Origin of the sequence: Streptomyces sp. NPDC005811, from assembly GCF_040630405.1 — a bacterium.
Lineage (GTDB): Bacteria > Actinomycetota > Actinomycetes > Streptomycetales > Streptomycetaceae > Streptomyces.
The window spans coordinates 150,866-169,291 of sequence record NZ_JBEXXK010000010.1 but is presented as its reverse complement, the minus strand read 5'-3'; the positions used below and the strand labels follow the sequence as shown (position 1 = coordinate 169,291).

The 18,426-nt window shown below is 72.3% G+C and carries 9 protein-coding genes and 1 tRNA gene; 9 read left to right on the top strand and 1 reads right to left on the bottom strand.

What is annotated here, in order from left to right; all coding sequences use genetic code 11:
- Positions 1 to 73 precede the first annotated feature (73 nt).
- From ABZ490_RS13525 to ABZ490_RS13485, 9 genes are all read left to right on the top strand, one after another.
- Entirely contained in the window at positions 74 to 673 is a 600-nt protein-coding gene (locus ABZ490_RS13525; RefSeq protein WP_358988760.1) for a small secreted protein, read from the top strand.
- Positions 674 to 793: 120 nt separating this feature from the next.
- Entirely contained in the window at positions 794 to 2,311 is a 1,518-nt protein-coding gene (locus ABZ490_RS13520) for a class I SAM-dependent methyltransferase (protein ID WP_358988757.1), read from the top strand.
- A gap of 41 nt (positions 2,312 to 2,352) precedes the next feature.
- Positions 2,353 to 2,529, top strand: coding sequence for a hypothetical protein (locus tag ABZ490_RS13515; RefSeq protein ID WP_358988755.1), 177 nt, complete (start codon positions 2,353 to 2,355; stop codon positions 2,527 to 2,529).
- A gap of 464 nt (positions 2,530 to 2,993) precedes the next feature.
- A complete protein-coding gene (locus ABZ490_RS13510) occupies positions 2,994 to 3,191 on the top strand; it encodes a hypothetical protein (RefSeq protein WP_358988753.1) in 198 nt (65 codons plus the stop codon).
- 295 nt (positions 3,192 to 3,486) lie between these two features.
- Positions 3,487 to 6,306, top strand: a complete 2,820-nt coding sequence (gene topA, locus ABZ490_RS13505; protein ID WP_358988751.1) for a type I DNA topoisomerase — start codon at positions 3,487 to 3,489, stop codon at positions 6,304 to 6,306.
- A 257-nt stretch (positions 6,307 to 6,563) separates the two neighbouring features.
- Positions 6,564 to 9,974 carry a dTMP kinase gene (gene tmk, locus ABZ490_RS13500; protein ID WP_358988749.1) on the top strand — a complete coding sequence of 1,137 codons (3,411 nt, stop codon included), beginning with the start codon at positions 6,564 to 6,566 and terminating at the stop codon, positions 9,972 to 9,974.
- A gap of 123 nt (positions 9,975 to 10,097) precedes the next feature.
- On the top strand, positions 10,098 to 11,303 hold the full coding sequence (locus ABZ490_RS13495; protein ID WP_358988747.1) for a DNA polymerase III subunit delta': 1,206 nt from the start codon (positions 10,098 to 10,100) through the stop codon (positions 11,301 to 11,303).
- A 135-nt stretch (positions 11,304 to 11,438) separates the two neighbouring features.
- Positions 11,439 to 13,037, top strand: a complete 1,599-nt coding sequence (locus ABZ490_RS13490) for an alpha/beta hydrolase (RefSeq protein WP_358988745.1) — start codon at positions 11,439 to 11,441, stop codon at positions 13,035 to 13,037.
- Between the two features lie 95 nt (positions 13,038 to 13,132).
- A tRNA-Thr gene (locus tag ABZ490_RS13485) sits at positions 13,133 to 13,209 on the top strand.
- 664 nt (positions 13,210 to 13,873) lie between these two features.
- On the opposite strand, the gene ABZ490_RS13480 is transcribed toward ABZ490_RS13485, so the two are convergent.
- Complete coding sequence (locus ABZ490_RS13480; protein ID WP_358988743.1) at positions 13,874 to 18,349, bottom strand: LamG-like jellyroll fold domain-containing protein; 4,476 nt, start codon at positions 18,347 to 18,349, stop codon at positions 13,874 to 13,876.
- Positions 18,350 to 18,426: the final 77 nt, after the last annotated feature.

Below are 18,426 nucleotides of genomic sequence, written 5' to 3'. Positions count from 1 at the left end.
CAAACCACCACGGAGTGGATATTCGGCCTGGGGTTGTCGACCGCTGGGCGTGTATGTTCCGGGGCCGAGGGCCATGGAAGGGACCAAACCGGTGAACAAGAAGCTCGCGGCCGCACTGTCCGGCGGTGCGGTACTGGTACTGGCGCTGTCCGGATGCAGCAGCGACGAAGGCAACAAGGAGCTCGACGCCTGGGCCAAGAGCGTCTGTGACGCACTGCCGGCACAGGACGCCAAGGTCGACGCCGCCAACGCCGCGATCAAGCAGGCAGCCACGGACAACAACGCCCCGGCGAACGTCCAGAAGACCGACTCGCAGGCCTTCCAGGACATGTCCGACGCGTACGCGGCGCTCGCCCAGGCCGTCCAGAAGGCCGGCACACCGCCCGGGGTCGAGGGGGGCGCGAAGAAGCAGAAGGACGCCGTCGCGGCGCTCAACACGCTCTCCACCTCCTACGCCGACCTGAAGAAGTCGGTCGACGCGCTCGACACCAAGGACCAGGCCAAGTTCGCCGACGGCCTCGCGAACATCGCCACCCAGCTCGGCACCCTCAGCCAGACCGGCAACACCGCGCTGAAGAACCTGGAACAGGGCGACGTCAAGGACGCCATGGCCAAGCAGGACAGCTGCAAGAAGGTCGCGGCATCGGCATCGGCCCGGGCGACGACCGGCTGAGGTTCGCGGGACGGGCGATCCGGGCTTGCGTCGCCCGCGTCCGGGCTCGCGCCGTGATTCCGGGAGCCGGTGGCTGAACCGGGCGGGGACAAGGGCTGGGGGAGCGGGGACAATGGGGGCGTGAGTGACGCCACCCTGTCCCCCCTGCCCTCCGCCGACCGCCCCGACGTGGCCGCACGGCTGCGGGAGGCCCTGCTCGCGGCCTCCTTCACCGCCGACGGCCTGCTCGACCTGCTCGGCGCCCCCGCGTACGCCGCCCTGGCGCGCAGCGAGACCGTGCCCGCCCTCCGGGCCACCCGCGGGGACACACCACTGGAGACGCTCGTCCGTCTCCTCCTGCTCCAGCAGCCCGTGCCGCACGCACGCGTGGAGGAATTCCTGCCGGTACACGCGTGCGTGGAGAGCGGCTGGCTGGCCCGGGTCGGTGCCGACGAGGTCACCGCGACCGTGGACGTCCGCCCGTACGGCGGCCCGGACGGCGAGGACTGGTTCATCGTCTCCGACCTGGGCTGCGCGGTCGGCGGCGCCGGCGGCATCGGCAGCCGCGACGAGGGAGTCGTCCTCGGCGTCGGCGGCGCGTCGACGACCCTCGCCGGCATCACCGTCCGTACGCCCGTGTCGTCGGCCCTCGACCTCGGCACCGGCTCCGGCATCCAGGCCCTGCACGCCGCCCGGCACGCCACGCGCGTGACGGCGACCGACCTCAACCCGCGCGCCCTGCACATCACCGCGCTCACCCTGGCCCTGTCCGGCGCCCCGGCCGCCGATCTGCGCGAGGGCTCCCTGTTCGAGCCGCTCCGCCACGACGAGCGGTACGACCTCGTCGTGTCCAACCCCCCGTTCGTGATCTCGCCGGGCGCCCGGCTGACGTACCGGGACGGCGGGATGGGCGGGGACGATCTGTGCCGCTCGCTCGTTCAGGGAGCGGGGGAACGGCTGACCGAGGGCGGGTTCGCGCAGTTCCTCGCCAACTGGCAGCACGTGGAGGGGGAGGACTGGCAGGACCGGCTCAGGTCGTGGGTGCCGCGCGGCTGCGACGCCTGGATCGTCCAGCGCGAGGTCCAGGACGTCACGCAGTACGCCGAGCTGTGGCTCAGGGACGCCGGGGACCACCGGGGCGACCCGGCCGAGTACCAGGCGCGCTACGACGCCTGGCTGGACGAGTTCGAGGCACGCAAGGTGAAGGCCGTCGGCTTCGGCTGGATCACCCTGCGCAGGACCGCGGCGGAGCCCGTCATCACCGTCGAGGAGTGGCCGCACCCGGTCGAGCAGCCGCTCGGCGACACCGTCCGCGCGCACTTCGACCGGCTCGACTACCTGCGGGCGCACGACGACGCGGCCCTGCTCGCCGGGCACTTCAGGCTGGCCGGGGAGATCGTCCAGGAGCAGGTCGGCATGCCCGGTGCCGAGGACCCGGAGCACGTCGTGCTGCGCCAGCACCGCGGGATGCGCCGCGCCACGAAGGTGGACACGGTCGGCGCGGGCTTCGCGGGCGTGTGCGACGGCTCGCTGAGCGCCGGCCGCATCCTGGACGCCATCGCCCAGCTGGTCGGCGAGGACCCGGTGTCCCTGCGCGACCGCACCCCCGCGCAGATCCGCCTGCTGGTGGAACAGGGCTTCCTGGAACCGGCGCACTGACGCTGGGTGGTGGGTGGTGGGTGGTGGGTGGTGGGTGGTGGGTGCTGGGTGCCGGGTGCCGGGTGCCGGGTGCCGGGCGACCGCAGACCGGCCAGCCGTCGACCGGCCAGGCGCAGACCGGCCAGGCGCAGACCGGCCCGCCGCAGACCGGCCCGCCGTCGACCGACCGGCTGTCGGCCGTCCCGGCCTGGGATCCGTCGGACGTCGTGCACCGCTAGGCGCCGGCTGCCGGCCGCCGACCGGCTGGCGGCCGTCCTGCCGGACGTCCTGCCTTGGGGTCCGCCAGCCACCCCAGCACCGCTACCCCCCGACCGCCCCCCGACCGTCCCCCCGCCACCGCCCCCGCTCCTCACCAGCCCCGCCCCGCCCACACCCACCGCCCCAGGAGGGGAAACCGGCCAACATCCTCGGTGACGGGTGTCGGGCGGGCGGGGGTGCTCGGCAAAAAGAGTGACAAGAACATGCCCGTGCCGGTTCCGGTGTGAGGCCCGTCGCAGTCCGGGATGGTCTCCGCGAGGCCGCGGAGGGACGGTCGGGACGGCCGGCCGCGTGCCCCGGCGGCGGCCCGTCGCCCCCGTCCGGAGGTCTCTCGTTCACCTCGGGTTCGTCCGGGCGCCGCCCGCGCGTGTCAGCCTCCCCAGGGCGATGCACGCACGCGTGGGAGAAAAGGGGCGGGGCGATCATGGAGAGCGGGCCGGCGATCTTCGCGGGGATGGTGTTCGCCCTGTTCGGAGGCGCACTGCTGGTGTGGACCGCGGTCCGGGTACGGCACCGCGAGCCCGTCGCCCAGGGTGTGAGCCCGGTCGCATCGGCGACCCTCGCGACCCTCGCCGCGCTCGTCGCGCTGGCCGTCGGAACGTGGTGCTTCACCCGTCTCTGAATCCCGCTCCGGGACCGACGTCCGGGATCCTTCCGCGGCCCGCGTTTGAACCGCGTGAGCAGGGTCATGCAGGTAAGAGAGAGGACGGGTTCCGCTCCGGCGCAAAAGGACCGGTCGGCACTCCGGGCGGCAGGAATGGCGGTAGTCGGGTTACCGTTCGAGTGGCCGTTGTGGGCTTTTCCCGTTTGACACGGGGGCGGGATGTACCGTCACACTCCGCAGCGTCACCATGACCCGACCCCGGGAGCAAGGCCTGGGGAGGCCCCACACCCGTCGACCGGAGAGAAGAGCGAAGTTGTCCCCGACCAGCGAGACCGCGAAGGGCGGCCGCCGACTCGTCATCGTCGAGTCGCCTGCCAAGGCGAAGACGATCAAGGGTTACCTCGGCCCCGGTTATATCGTCGAGGCCAGCGTCGGGCACATCCGCGACCTTCCGAACGGCGCCGCGGAGGTGCCGGAGTCGTACACCGGTGAGGTCCGCCGCCTCGGCGTCGACGTCGAGCACGACTTCCAGCCCATCTATGTGGTGAACGCCGACAAGCGGGCCCAGGTCAAGAAGCTCAAGGACCTGCTCAAGGAGTCCGACGAGCTCTTCCTCGCCACCGATGAGGACCGGGAGGGCGAGGCGATCGCCTGGCACCTCCAGGAGGTCCTCAAGCCGAAGATCCCCGTCAAGCGGATGGTCTTCCACGAGATCACCAAGGACGCGATCCGGGCTGCCGTCGCCAACCCGCGCCAGCTCAACCAGAAGCTCGTCGACGCCCAGGAGACCCGCCGCATCCTCGACCGCCTCTACGGCTACGAGGTCTCGCCGGTCCTGTGGAAGAAGGTCATGCCGCGTCTGTCGGCCGGCCGGGTCCAGTCCGTCGCGACCCGGCTCGTCGTGCAGCGGGAACGCGAGCGCATCGCGTTCCGCTCCGCCGAGTACTGGGACCTGACGGGTACCTTCGGCACCGGCCGCGCGGGAGACCCGTCCGACCCGTCGTCGCTGGTCGCCCGGCTGCAGACCGTCGACGGCCGGCGGGTCGCGCAGGGCCGTGACTTCGACTCCCTCGGCCGGATCAAGAGCGAGAACACCCTCCACCTCGACGAGGCGAACGCCCGCGCGCTCGCCGCCGCCCTGGAGAACACCCGGTTCTCCGTCCGGTCCGTCGAGTCCAAGCCGTACCGCCGCTCGCCGTACGCCCCGTTCCGTACGACGACGCTCCAGCAGGAGGCCAGCCGCAAGCTCGGCTTCGGCGCCAAGGCCACCATGCAGGTCGCGCAGAAGCTGTACGAGAACGGCTACATCACGTACATGCGTACGGACTCCACGACGCTGAGCGACACCGCCGTGGCCGCCGCCCGTGCCCAGGTCACGCAGCTGTACGGGGCCGAATACCTGCCGGCCCAGCCGCGCACGTACGCCGGCAAGGTCAAGAACGCCCAGGAGGCGCACGAGGCGATCCGCCCCTCGGGTGATCGTTTCCGCACGCCCGCCGAGACCGGTCTGACCGGCGACCAGTTCAAGCTCTACGAGCTGATCTGGAAGCGGACCGTCGCCTCCCAGATGAAGGACGCGACCGGCAACAGCGTCACCGTGCGGATCGGCGGCACCGCCGCCGACGGCCGTGACGTCGAGTTCAGCGCCTCCGGCAAGACGATCACCTTCCACGGCTTCCTGAAGGCCTACGTCGAGGGCGCCGACGACCCGAACGCCGAGCTGGACGACCGCGAGCGCCGCCTGCCGCAGGTGAACGAGGGCGACCCGCTCAGCGCCGAGGAGATCACGGTCGACGGGCACGCCACCAAGCCCCCGGCCCGCTACACCGAGGCCAGCCTGGTCAAGGAGCTCGAAGAGCGCGAGATCGGCCGCCCGTCGACGTACGCCTCGATCATCGGCACGATCCTCGACCGCGGCTATGTGTTCAAGAAGGGCACGGCGCTCGTGCCGTCCTTCCTGTCCTTCGCCGTGGTCAACCTCCTGGAGAAGCACTTCGGGCGGCTCGTCGACTACGACTTCACCGCCAGGATGGAGGACGACCTCGACCGCATCGCGCGGGGCGAGGCCCAGTCCGTGCCGTGGCTGAAGCGCTTCTACTTCGGCGAGGGCACGGCCGACGGCGGCGCCGCCGACGCCGGCAACGGCGACGGGGACCACCTCGGCGGCCTCAAGGAGCTCGTCACCGACCTGGGCGCCATCGACGCGCGCGAGGTGTCGTCGTTCCCCGTGGGCAACGGCATCGTGCTGCGGGTCGGCCGCTTCGGGCCGTACATCGAGCGCGGCGAGAAGGACAGCGAGGGCCACCAGCGCGCCGACATCCCCGAGGACCTCGCGCCCGACGAGCTCTCCGTCGAGCTGGCCGAGGAACTGCTCGCCAAGCCGAGCGGCGACTTCGAGCTGGGTACCGACCCGGCCACCGGCCACGAGATCGTCGCCAAGGCCGGCCGCTACGGCCCGTACGTCACCGAGGTGCTCCCCGAGGGCACCCCGAAGACCGGCAAGAACGCCGTCAAGCCGCGGACGGCCTCGCTGTTCAAGACGATGTCCCTGGACACGGTCACCCTCGAGGACGCCCTCAAGCTGATGTCCCTGCCCCGGGTCGTCGGCGCGGACGCCGAGGGCCAGGAGATCACCGCGCAGAACGGCCGCTACGGGCCGTACCTGAAGAAGGGCACGGACTCGCGGTCGCTCCAGACCGAGGACCAGCTCTTCACGATCACCCTCGACGAGGCGCTGGCGATCTACGCCCAGCCCAAGCAGCGCGGCCGGGCCGCCGCCAAGCCGCCGCTGAAGGAGCTCGGCGAGGACCCGGTCAGCAAGAAGCCCGTCGTCATCAAGGACGGCCGCTTCGGGGCGTACGTCACCGACGGGGAGACCAACGCGACCCTGCGCTCCGGCGACAGCGTCGAGGAGATCACCCCCGAGCGCGGCTTCGAGCTGCTCGCCGAGAAGCGGGCGAAGGCGCCCGCCAAGAAGACGGCGAAGAAGGCGCCCGCGAAGAAGACCACGGCCGCGGCCAAGAAGGCGGCCCCGGCGAAGAAGACGGCCGCCAAGAAGACCGCGGCGAAGAAGACCACGACGGCCACGGCCGCGAAGAAGACGACGGCCTCGCGGACGACGTCGGAGGACTGAACCGCCGAACCGGCGAACCGGCGAACCGCCGAACCGCCGAACCGGCGACCGGCTGACGGACCGCCGACCGGCTGACGGTCCGTCGGCCGGAGCCGGTCGGCCGGAACCGGTCCGGTGGGTCCGGCAGTCGGGTTCGGGCCACGGTTTCCCCACAGCGGCTTCACGAAGTGAACGCCCCGGCATCACTTTGGTGTCGGGGCGGTCGTACACCAGGCCGGACGCGCCTGGCTGTCAGTCGCTGCCGATAGGCTGAAAGCATGACGCGAGCCGAGCAGCCAACGGCCCTCCCCCCGGCACCGGACGACGCCCTGGTGGCGGATTCCCGCGAGCGCGCCGTGCGCGCCCTGTTGCGCGAGCCCCAGCTGAAGCGGCTGTGGAGCGCGCAGTTGGTGGGTGGTGTCGCCGACGCGCTCGCCCTCCTGGTGTTCGTCCTCCTCGTCCTTCAGGCGGCCATCGCCGAGGGCTCGTTCGGAGGCGGCTACCGGGGCGTGGCGTTCGCGGTGGCGACCGTGTTCGCGGTGCGCATTCTGGCCACCCTGCTCTTCGGCGCCGTCCTGCTGGGCCCGCTGACCTCGCTCACCTCGCCCGAGGGCCCGCTCGACCGCCGCTGGACCATGGTCGGCGCGGACGGGCTGCGCGTCGTACTGCTGCTGATCGCGCCGCTGTGGATCGACTGGACGCCGGACGACGCGCTGGCCTTCCTGCTGGTCACCGCGTTCGTCACCGGTGTCGCCGAGCGTTTCTGGACGGTCGCCAGGGAGAGCGCGGCCCCGGCCCTGCTGCCCGCCCCGCCGCTCGAGGGCGCGACGGTACGGCCGCTGCCGGACCACCTGGACGCCCTGCGCCGGCTGTCGCTGCGCACGGGCTTCCTGGCGATCCCGCTGGCCGCCGCCGCCCTGGTCGTCGCCGCATTGTTCAACAATCTTCTGGGCGTCGGGATCGAGTGGTTCGCCCAGCACCAGGCGGCCCTCGCCTCCTATGTCGCCGGGGGGCTCTTCGCCGGGTCCCTGTCGGTCGTGGTCTTCCTGGAACTGCCCTCGGTGCGCACCCCCCGCGCGCGGTCCCCGCTGGAGGGGCTGCGCCGGCCGAAGACGGCGGCGGGCGTCGACAAGGGCCGCACGGGCGTGATCCCGCTGCTGGTCCTCGCCTGCGCCGCCGTCGCCGGAGCCGTCGCCGCCGCCGCGGCCGTCGCCGTGCTGCACGCCAAGGACCTGGGCGGCGGCCCCGTGCTCTACGGACTGCTGGTGCTCGCCCTGACCGGCGGAGTCGCCCTCGGTATCCGTACGGCGCCCAAGGTGCTGGTGGCGCTGTCGCGGCGCCGGCTGCTCGCGCTGGCGATCGCCGTCACCGGCGTGGCCCTGCTGGCCGCCGGGCTCGTCCCCGACGTCACCAGCGTGCTGCTGATCACCGGGCTGGCCGGGGTCTCCGCGGGCATCGCGGCGAACACCGGGCACGCGCTGCTGGACCAGGAGACCGAGGACAGCCGCCGTGCCCGCACGACGGAGCACCTGCAGGCGGTGGTGCGGGTCTGCGTGGCCCTCGCCGCCGTGGCCGCCCCGCTGCTCGCGGCGCTGATCGGACCGCACCGGCTGGAGAACGGCAGGTTCGTGTTCGCGCACGGCGGCGCCGCGTTCACCCTGATGCTGGTCGGCGCCCTGCTGCTGCCCGTCGCGGTACTGGTGCTCGCCAAGGTCGACGACCGCTCCGGCGTCCCGCTCCGCCTCGACCTGCGGGACGCGCTGCTCGGCGGCGACGACCCGGCCGAGGCCCCCGCAGCGAACGGCTTCTTCATCGCCCTGGAGGGCGGCGACGGCGCCGGCAAGTCCACCCAGGCCGAGGCGCTCGCCGACTGGATCAGGTCCAAGGGCCACGAGGTCGTCCTCACCCGCGAACCGGGCGCCACGCCCGTGGGCAAGCGGCTGCGCTCGATCCTGCTCGACGTGTCCAGCGCCGGTCTGTCGCACCGCGCGGAGGCCCTGCTGTACGCGGCGGACCGCGCGGAGCACGTCGACACCGTCGTGCGGCCCGCCCTGGAGCGCGGCGCCGTGGTCATCAGCGACCGGTACATCGACTCGTCCGTCGCCTACCAGGGCGCCGGCCGCGATCTGTCCCCGACCGAGATCGCCCGTATCTCGCGCTGGGCGACCGACGGCCTGGTGCCGCATCTGACGGTGCTGCTGGACGTCTCCCCGGAGGCCGCCCGCGAGCGCTTCACGGAGGCACCGGACCGGCTGGAGTCGGAGCCCGCCGAGTTCCACGCGCGCGTGCGCTCCGGCTTCCTCACCCTGGCCGCCGCCGACCCCGGCCGCTATCTGGTGGTCGACGCGGGCCAGGAGCCCGAGGCTGTCACCACCGTCGTACGCCACCGGCTCGACCGGATGCTGCCGCTGTCCGAGGCCGAGATCAAGGCCCAGGAGGAGGCGCGGAAGAAGGCCGAGGAGGAGGCCCGCCGCAAGGCCGAGGAAGAGGCCGCCCGCAAGGCCGAGGAGGAGCGCCTGGAGCGGGTGCGCCAGGAGCAGCTCGCCAAGCTGCGCGCCGAGGAGGAGGAGCGCAAGCGGCGCGAGCTGGAGGAGGCGCAGCGCCGTGAGGCCGAGCGCCAGGCCGAGGAGGCCCGGCTGCGCGCCGAGGAGGCACGCAGGCGTGCGGAGGAGGAGCGGCAGCGGCTCCTCGCCGAGGAGAAGGCCCGTGCCGAGGCCGAGGCCCGCCGCAAGGTGGAGGAGGAGCGGCGCCGGGCCGAGGAGGAGCGGCAGCGCAAGCTGGCCGAGGAGGAGGCGCAGCGACGCGCCGAGGCCGAGGCGGTCCGCCAGGAGGAGCAGCGCAAGGCCGAGGCGGCGCGGCTGGAGAAGCAGCGCAAGGCGGAGGAGGCGCTGCTGCGGGCCGAGGAGGCGCGGCGCGCCGCGGAGCAGGCCGCGGCGGCCGCCCAGGTCGGCCCCCGGTCCAAGCCGCCGACCGCCCCGCCGACCGCCCCGCCGGCCGCTCCGGAGGCGGTGACCGTGCCCACGCCGGTGGTCACGCCGAACGCCTCGGGCGGGCCGGTGGAGGAGGCGGTCCCGCCCCAGGTGCCGATGGGCAAGAAGGCGGACATGAGCAAGCGGCCGGACATGAGCAAGCGGCCGGTCGCGGACAAGAGGCAGATGGAGGACACCACTCCGCTGCCCCGGATCCGCATGGACAAGGCCCCGGAGCCCTCGCGGCCGGCCGGGAACGCCTCCGACGCCGAGGTGACGGCCGAGCTGCCCCAGCCGCCGGCCCCGCCGGTGGGCGCGGCCGACGAGACGGCCGTACTGCCTCCCGTACGACAGGACGCCCCCGGGGCCGCCGACGAGACCGCGGTGCTGCCGCCGGTGCGCGACGACCGGGGCGCGGTGGACGAGACGGCCGTACTGCCTCCGGTACGGCAGGACGCGCTCGCGGACCGCATGCCGTCCGGGTTCTTCCGCGACGAGCGGGAGGGCGCCGGGCCCGACGGCTCCGAGGGCCGGACGCGCGAGCTGCCCCAGGTCGACGAGGCGGGCGCGCCCCGGCAGCGGCCCCGGCCGGACTGGGCCGAGGAGACCCCGCTGGACGATCTGCCGTCCCTCGCGGACGAGCTGCTCGGTCCGCGCCGCGACGACGACGGGTTCGACGAGGACCAGGGCGGCGGCCGGGGGCGCGGCCGGCGCCGCTGAGCAGGGCGGGTGCCTTGAGCGTCACGGGGGTCACCTGGCCGTTCCGGCCGGTGGCCCCCGTTGTCGGTGGGGGCCCGCACAATGGAGACCGGCAGTGGACGTGACGGAAGGGCGGCGTGACCCATGAGCGTGTGGGACGACCTCGTCGGGCAGGAGAAGGTGAGCGAGCAGCTGACCGCTGCCGCCCGGGACGCCGACGCGCTCGTCACCGCGGCCGTCACCCAGGCCCCGCCGCCCGGGGCCTCGAAGATGACCCATGCCTGGCTGTTCACGGGCCCGCCGGGGTCCGGCCGGACCCAGGTGGCGCGGGCGTTCGCCGCGGCGCTGCAGTGTGTGAGCCCCGACCGCGCGCTCGGCGGCGCCCCCGGCTGCGGCTTCTGCGACGGCTGCCATACGGCGCTGATCGGCACCCACGCCGATGTCACCACCGTCGCCGCCGTCGGCACCCAGATCCTCGCCGAGGACATGCGGGACACGGTCCGCAAGTCGTACACCTCACCGGCCACCGGCCGCTGGCAGGTCATCCTCGTCGAGGACGCCGAGCGGCTCAACGAGAAGTCCGCGAACGCCGTCCTCAAGGCGGTCGAGGAGCCCGCTCCCCGGACGGTGTGGCTGCTGTGCGCGCCCTCGCTGGAGGACGTGCTGCCCACCATCCGCTCCCGCTGCCGCCACTTGAACCTGCGGACGCCGGCCGTCGAGGCGGTCGCCGACATGCTCGTCCGGCGCGAGGGCATCGAGCCCGCGGTGGCCGCCGCGGCCGCCCGCGCCACCCAGGGGCATGTGGACCGGGCCCGCCGCCTGGCCACCGACCCGGCCGCCCGGGAGCGCCGGGCGTCGGTGCTGAAGCTGCCGCTGCGGATCGAGGACGTCGGGGGCTGTCTGAAGGCCGCCCAGGAACTGGTGGACGCGGCGGCGGAGGACGCCAAGGTGCTCGCCGAGGAGAGGGACGGCAAGGAGACCGAGGAACTGAAGGCGGCGCTGGGCGCGGCCCAGGGCGGCCGGATGCCGCGCGGTACGGCGGGGGTGATGAAGGACCTGGAGGACATGCAGAAGCGCCGGCGCACCCGCACCCAGCGCGACAGCCTCGACCTCGCGCTGACCGACCTCACCGCCTTCTACCGGGACGTCCTCGCGCTCCAGCTCGGCTCCCGGGTCGCGATCGCCAACGCGGACGCCGAGGACACCCTGGAGCGGCTCGCCCGCGGGACCTCCCCCGAGTCCACCCTGCGCCGGATCGAGGCCATCGGCGCGTGCCGGGAGGCCCTCGACCGCAATGTGGCGCCGCTGCTGGCGGTGGAGGCGATGACGATGGCACTGAGAGCGGGCTGACCGCGGCGAGCTGCCGCGGGGCCGGGACCGGGCCGGACAGGGGTGAACATCGGCCGCGGGTTGACGGGGTCGCTCGTCCGTGGCGGTTCACGCACGGAGAGCACTCGCCCCGTAGCGCAGAGTTAGGCTCGCTGGATGCACCTCAGGAGCTGTCCCCGCAGGCCCCGTACCGGCATCGCCCTCCGCGCCCTCTCCGTCGCCCTCCCCCTCGCCGCACTGCTCGCCGTCTCCGCCTGTTCCTCCGGTGGCTCGACGACCACCGCCGGCTCCGCGGCGCGGGCGGAACTGGCGGCGCTGCCGAAGGCGACACCGTCGGCGCTGACGCCGTACTACGGGCAGAAGTTGTCCTGGCGGTCCTGCGGCGCCCCCGGCTTCCAGTGCGCCACGATGAAGGTGCCGCTGGACTACGCCCACCCGGGAGCGGGGGGAGCGGGGGACATCCGGCTCGCCGTGTCCCGTGTCAAGGCGACGGACCCCGGCAAGCGGCTCGGATCACTCCTGGTGAACCCGGGCGGACCGGGCGGCTCGGCGGTCGGCTACCTCCAGTCGTACGCCGGTGTCGGCTACCCGGCCCCGGTCCGCGCCCGGTACGACCTGGTCGCCGTCGACCCCCGGGGCGTGGCCCGCAGCGAGCCCGTGGAGTGCCTCGACGGGCGCCGGATGGACGCGTACGCGCAGACCGACACGACCCCCGACGACCGGCGCGAGACGGACGGGCTGGTCGACGCGTACCGGGGGTTCGCCGAGGCCTGCGGCGCCCACGCGGCCCGGCTGCTCCGCCATGTCTCCACCGTCGAGGCGGCCCGAGACATGGACATCCTGCGGGCGGTGCTGGGGGACCGGCGGCTGACGTACGTGGGGGCGTCGTACGGGACGTTCCTCGGGGCGACGTACGCGGGGCTGTTCCCGGACCGGGTGGGGCGGCTGGTCCTGGACGGCGCGCTGGACCCGTCGCTGTCCGCCCGCGAGCTGAACCTGGAGCAGACGGCGGGCTTCGAGACGGCGTTCCGGTCCTTCGCGAAGGACTGCGCCCGCCGTCCGGACTGTCCCCTCGGCCGCAAGGAGAGCGCGATCGGGCCGCGCCTGAAGGCGTTCTTCGGCGCGCTGGACCGGCGTCCCCTCCCCACCGGCGACCCCGACGGCCGCCGGCTCGGCGAGGCGCTCGCCACGACCGGGGTGATCGCGGCGATGTACGACGAGAGCAGCTGGGAGCAGCTGCGCGCCGCGCTGGACGCGGCGATCGAGGACCGGGACGGCGCCGGACTGCTCGCCCTGTCCGACAGCTACTACCAGCGCGACCCCGACGGCCGGTACGCGAACCTGATGTCCGCCAACGCGGCCGTGAACTGCCTCGACCTGCCGGCCGCCTTCGCCACGCCCGAGCAGGTGGAGCAGGCCCTGCCGTCCTTCGAGAAGGCCTCCCCGGTCTTCGGTGAGGGCCTCGCCTGGGCCTCCCTGAACTGCGCGTACTGGCCGGTGGGGCCCACGGGCCGGCCGCACCGCATCACGGCGGAGGGCGCCGCCCCGATCGTCGTCGTCGGCACCACCCGCGACCCCGCCACCCCCTACCGGTGGGCCGAGTCCCTGGCCCGCCAGCTCTCCTCCGCCCGCCTCCTCACCTACGTCGGCGACGGCCACACCGCCTACGGCCGCGGCAGCACCTGCATCGACTCCACGATCGACGCCTACCTCCTCGACGGAACGCCCCCGGCCCGGGGAAAGCGCTGCTCATAGCCCCGTCCCCGCCCCCTCCGGGGGTGGTACGGAGCACCCTCGGAAACTGTGTAGACTTACCGACGTTGCCGATCGCACCATAGTGCGGACGGCGCGCCGCCTTAGCTCAGATGGCCAGAGCAACGCACTCGTAATGCGTAGGTCTCGGGTTCGAATCCCGAAGGCGGCTCCATGGTGAACCCCAGGTCAGGCCTCTGACCTGGGGTTTCTTGTTTCGGGTGACCTTGGAATCTCGGTAAATCGGGTGCTGGCTGTCTATGCATCGTAATGCGTAGGTCTGAGGTTGACAGCCAGTGGCGATTTCGCTCTGCGTGGCTGTGAGCTGGCTCTTTTCTCCTTGCCGTCGATCCGCCTCGGTCTGTCCGGATCGGAGTGGTGGCCATTTGGTGGCCAAGCGTGCAGACCGGCTCCCGGTCAAGTCGCGTAATTGGACGGCGCAGAGGAACGACTGTTGTCGTATATCGACAGTCGCGCGTTCGGCCTGCTTCTGGTTGGGCGGTTACTGGTACCGGCAGGCGGGCGTGCTGTCGATCAAGGGGTTGGACTGCGGTCTGGCGGTGCTGATGAGCTATTGCTGGAGCAGGCCGGCTTCTGGCCCCAGCACCTTCTTGGCCTCTGCTGATCCGTCTCCGGTGAGGCTCGGCCCGCCGCGCGCAACGAGTGCACCCAGGTCCCGGCGAGCATTGAGCAACCCGCAACCCGCAACCCGCAACCCGCAACCCGCAACCCGCAACCCGCAACCCGCAACCCGCAACCCGCAAACCTCGGTCCGCGGCGCTCAAGCCGACCTGGAATCGGTTGAGATGGGTGGGACGAACTGCTTTATCTTCCCGGGGTCAGTCGAGTTGTGTCAGTGTCGCGCTGCCGCCTGGTGCCGCCGCGTCCGCCGGGGGCAGTGCCACGGGGTAGAGGCGTACGTCGCTGAGGGTGGCGTTGGCGTATTCGCCGTAGGTGCCTGCGGAAAGGCGGCGGCCGAGTTGGACGGGGCCGTTCGCGTTCCAGGGGGTGGTGAAGGGTTTGGTGGCGGTGAGGTCGCCGTCGACGTAGAGGAGGAGACGGTCGGAGTCGGCGTCGTACACGCCGACCAGGTGGGTCCAGCGGCCCGCGACCGCTTTCGGACCGTACGCCGCTGTCCAGGTGTCGGTCGTGGTGTCCCCGGCGCGGCGTCCGAAGGCCCAGACTCCGGCGCCTGAGGAGTAGTAGAGCTGGAAGCCGGTAGTGGCGTTCGCGGACGCGTCGTCGGACTGGGAGACGAAGGTGGAATTGACCGTGTCGAGGGAGTTGAGTCTCACCCAGGCCGAGACGGTGAAGCCCTTGGAGGTGTCCACGCCAGGGGCCGTGGTGTCGGCGTAGCCAGTGGTGCCGGTCAGCTTCAGGGCTGTGCCGCGGGTGGTGTCGGTCGTCCAGGCGGCCGCGCCGTGCAGTGTGGCCGACAGGGCGCCGGTGGGGTCGGCGGCGGTGGTGCCGTTGCCCTCGGTGAGGGACCAGCGGTGGGCGGCCGTGTCGGTGACTGTGCCGAGGGAGACAGGGGCGGCGAACTCCGCAGTGGTGCCCGTTGGCGTGGCGCCCGGGTATTCGGTGAGCTGGCCGGCCGAGTCGGCGGCGTACAGGTCGGGCTTGCCGTCCGGGCCTCCGGTGGCGCTGTTGACGTCTCCGGGGGAGGCCACCGTGGGGTACTGCTTGAGGGGGAGGACGACGTCCAGGCTGGTGGCGGGGTGAGTGTTCCAGCCCGCCGTCGTGCCGCCCGTCCAGTTCTGCGCGGCCGTGCTGTTGCAGGTGTGCAGCTCGACCTGGGTGCCGTTGACGGCGCTCTGCTGGGGGTCGTCCAGGCATTTGCCGGACTGCGGGTTGACCAGGCTGCCGGATGTCCCGGTGGTCCACTTCTGGGAGCCACTGCCGTTGCACTTATACAGCTGGAGGAGGGTGCCGTCGACCGTGTCGCCGTCGGTGGCGTCGAGGCACTTGCCCAGCACGCGCAGGGAGTCGTCGTCGTGCAGGACCCACTGCTGTGCAGCTGTCCCGTTGCAGGTGTGGATCTGAATCTTGGTGTGGTCGGTGGTGTGGCCGCCAGCGGTCTCCAGGCAGAGCGTGCCGCCGGAGGAGGTCTTCACGGCCGAGACGAACGGCGTGCGGACGGGGGCGTGCAGCAGCTTGGGCAGCAGGGTGGAGCCGTCGACGTCGATCGGAAAGGTGTAGACGCCGCCCGTGGTGTTGTCACGGGCCCAGAGTGTGGGGGTTCCGCCGGTGAGTTTGCCGTTGCCCTCGGCGTCGGCCGTAAAGGTGCCGCCGACCCGGCCGGGGGCGATCAGGGTCAGGCCCGACCAGTCGCCGTCACCGAGGAGGAGGGGGTGGCCGAGGTGGTTGATGCCGTACGTCTGGTAGAGCCAGAGCTTGTTGTGTTCGACGGTGAGGACCGCGGGGTGGTCGGGGTTGCCGTACACGTCGCCGTCGACGGTCAGTTGTGAGATGTCCCAGGGGGTCGACGGGTCGTAGCCCGCCGCGGCGCAGCGGCTGGCGGGGACGACGTCGGTGCTCTCGCAAGGGTCCTTGGTGACGATGTCGTAGCGGCGGCCGACGAAGCCGGGGAAGGTCGAGTACGGCGTGCGCGGGAAGGAGCCGTCGTCCTTGGGGTCGAGGTCGTTCTTCACGACGTACAGCTGCTGGGTCTTTTTGTTGTACGCGAGCAGGTCGTCGTGGGTGTCGCCGTGCAGGTTGCCGCGGTGGGCGGTCAGGTAGTCCCGCCAGTCCCCGGTGGGCGCGCCCTTCGCGGTGGAGACGATCACTGGTCTGGTGACGGCGGGCGGGGTGCCGGTGACGGGGCCGTCCTGGGCAGGGGCGGGTGCCTGGGCGGGGTCGCCGTTGCCGGGGATCAGTTCGAGGTCGCCGGTGCTGGTGGTGGCGAGCAGGTCGGGGCTGCCGTCGCCGGTGACGTCCCCGGGGGCGATCTTCGTCTTCGGGTCCCAGGGTGCGGTGAAGGTGTAGCCGACAGGGTTCTGGGAGAGGTTCCCGGCCCGGTCGACGGCGACGACGTACAGGGTGTGCACGCCCCAGTTCGTGACCGGGACGGTGACCGTACCGGTGGAGGTGGTGCCGCTGGTGGCGGTCACCTTGGCGGTGTGGCCGGTGGTGGCGGTGGGCTGGCCGTCGAGCTGCCACAGGAAGTGGTCGACGCCGCTGGCCTTGCAGCCGGCGGGGTCGCAGGTGTCGGCCGGGGTGTTGTCGGCGGCTGAGACGGTGAAGTCGGTGGTGACGCCGCTGCCCGCGGGGGTGTCGCCGGCGCCACTGCCCACCGGGGGGAAGTGCGGGTTGTCGGCGATCGCGGGTGTCTGCGGCGGGGTGAAGTCGGTGTCGAACCAGCAGTGGTCGCTGATCGCCGACTTCAGTTTGATGGCGGAGTTGTCCTGGGCGTAGACGTCCCAGCCGTACTCGTGGCCGTCCTTGAGGATGAAGCCGATCGGCGCGTCTGCGTCCTGGCCCGAGGCGACCATGCCGCTGTCCGGGGTGCCCTTGTCCACGGCGTTGCCGTCGGCGTCGAGGTCGGTGCGGTCCCAGACGTGGTAGTGCGCCTCGGCGTGCTCGCCGGAGATGTGCGTGGTGATCGTGGAGTGCAGCTGGATGTTGCTGCCCGCGTCGCTGTAGGTGGTCGCGCCGATCCAGCCGATCGCGTCGGCGCCGATGACGCAGTCGCCGTCCGCGCCGAGTGGTCTGGGTGTCGTGCGGAGCTTGGCGGGGACGTCGGGCGCGATGTCGAAGTTCGTGATCAGGGAGAGGGTCTGCGACATGCGCAGGTAGTCGTCGTTGGAGGTGGTCTTCGACTCGTTGCCGAAGAGGCCGATGGTCCAGGTGGACTTGTTGCCGTCGGCGATCTTCTGGATCTGGTCGTCGACGCGGAAGCTCGCGGTGCTGTTGGAGCAGTTGTCGTTGTGCCCGCTGGGGACGGTGGTCTTCACCGCCGGGTAGCCGTTGTCGTCGAGAGTGCCCGGCTGGTGCTGCCAGTCGGTGTTCTCGTTGATCCCGCCGGTGGTGTGCAGGGTGATCGGCTGGTCGTGCGAGCAGTCGAGGCTGGCCGCGTAGGTGGTGCTGGCCTTCACCTCGGCCTTGATGACTGTCATCGACGGGTCGAGACCGCTGGTGTTGAGCGCGTAGTACGACCGCTCGAGGCCGACTCCGCAGGCCCCGCCCCAGCGCTGGTAGCCGACGCCCTCGCCGTTGGCCTGGGGCTTGTTGTACTGCGGGGCGTCGGAGCAGGCCGAACTGGAGTACACCTCGTCGTAGGCACCGGACTTGCTGGTGACCGGGTTCTCGAAGGGGTCGATGTAGACGGGGTAGCGCGTGTCGGGGTCGTCGAGGACGGAGGTGTCCGGGGTGAGGGTGAGGGCGTCGCCTGTGGTGGTCATCGGCACGTCCCCCACCTGGGCACCGGGACCTGGGCCGGCGGGAGAGGAGGGGACGTCGGAGGAGGCTGCCACCGGGGTGTCGGCTCCGGCCCGCACGAAGGACGCGGGCCGGGCCGCTGCCACCCTGTCGGACGCGGAATTGGGGGCCGCCGTCCCGTTCGATGCCGGACCGCCGACTGCCCTGGCCTCCGATATGGCCGACGTACCGGAGTCCCACATCAGCGGTGGTGGACTGGTGTACGACACCGTGCCGTCCGAGGTGGTGGCGGTCATGCCGCCCGCAGGTGTCGCCGCCAGCTCGAGGCCGTCGGTGTCCGCGGCCACCGTGAGCCTGCGCACACGCGGATCGGCGGCGGCCTTGGCGTCATGGACGATCAGGACGTCGCTGAAACCGCCCTGGTCCGTCACCGAGACCGACAGGTCGACGCCGGGCAGGACGGACGGATACAGCGCGGTATCGCCGCTGACCTGCGGGGTGGGCAGGGCGAACGGCATGGTCAGACTCATGCTGTGCCCGGCCGGGTCGGTGAGGGTGGCCAGCGGCCCGCTGCCGCCGCCGGAGAGGCGTACCCCGCTGGGCGTCGCCTTGGGGGAGTAGGTGCCGTCGGCGTCTGCGAGGAGGGTGGCGTCCACGGGCACCCACGCCCCTTCCCGCCACACCCGCACCGGAAGGACGGCCGTGGTCGTGGTGAAGCTGCCGTCCGGCTGCGCCGTCACGGTGTCGGTCTCGCTGGTGAGCGCGTCGACTGGTACGGCGGTGCCGTCGGCGACGGCCTCCGCCTGTGCCGCGAGCAACGGGTCGGACGTGCCGGTCGGATCGTCCGAGGTGACCGCGCCGGCCGGGACGTTCAGTGCGCCGAGCAGCACGCCGGTCACTGGAAGAAGCGCCAGTCTGCGGACGGATGACGACAGCACGGAACAACTCCTTCGCACGACGGACAGGGCAGACACGAGATCTGCGACCATCCGCGCCCCGGAACGAGCCGTCGCGG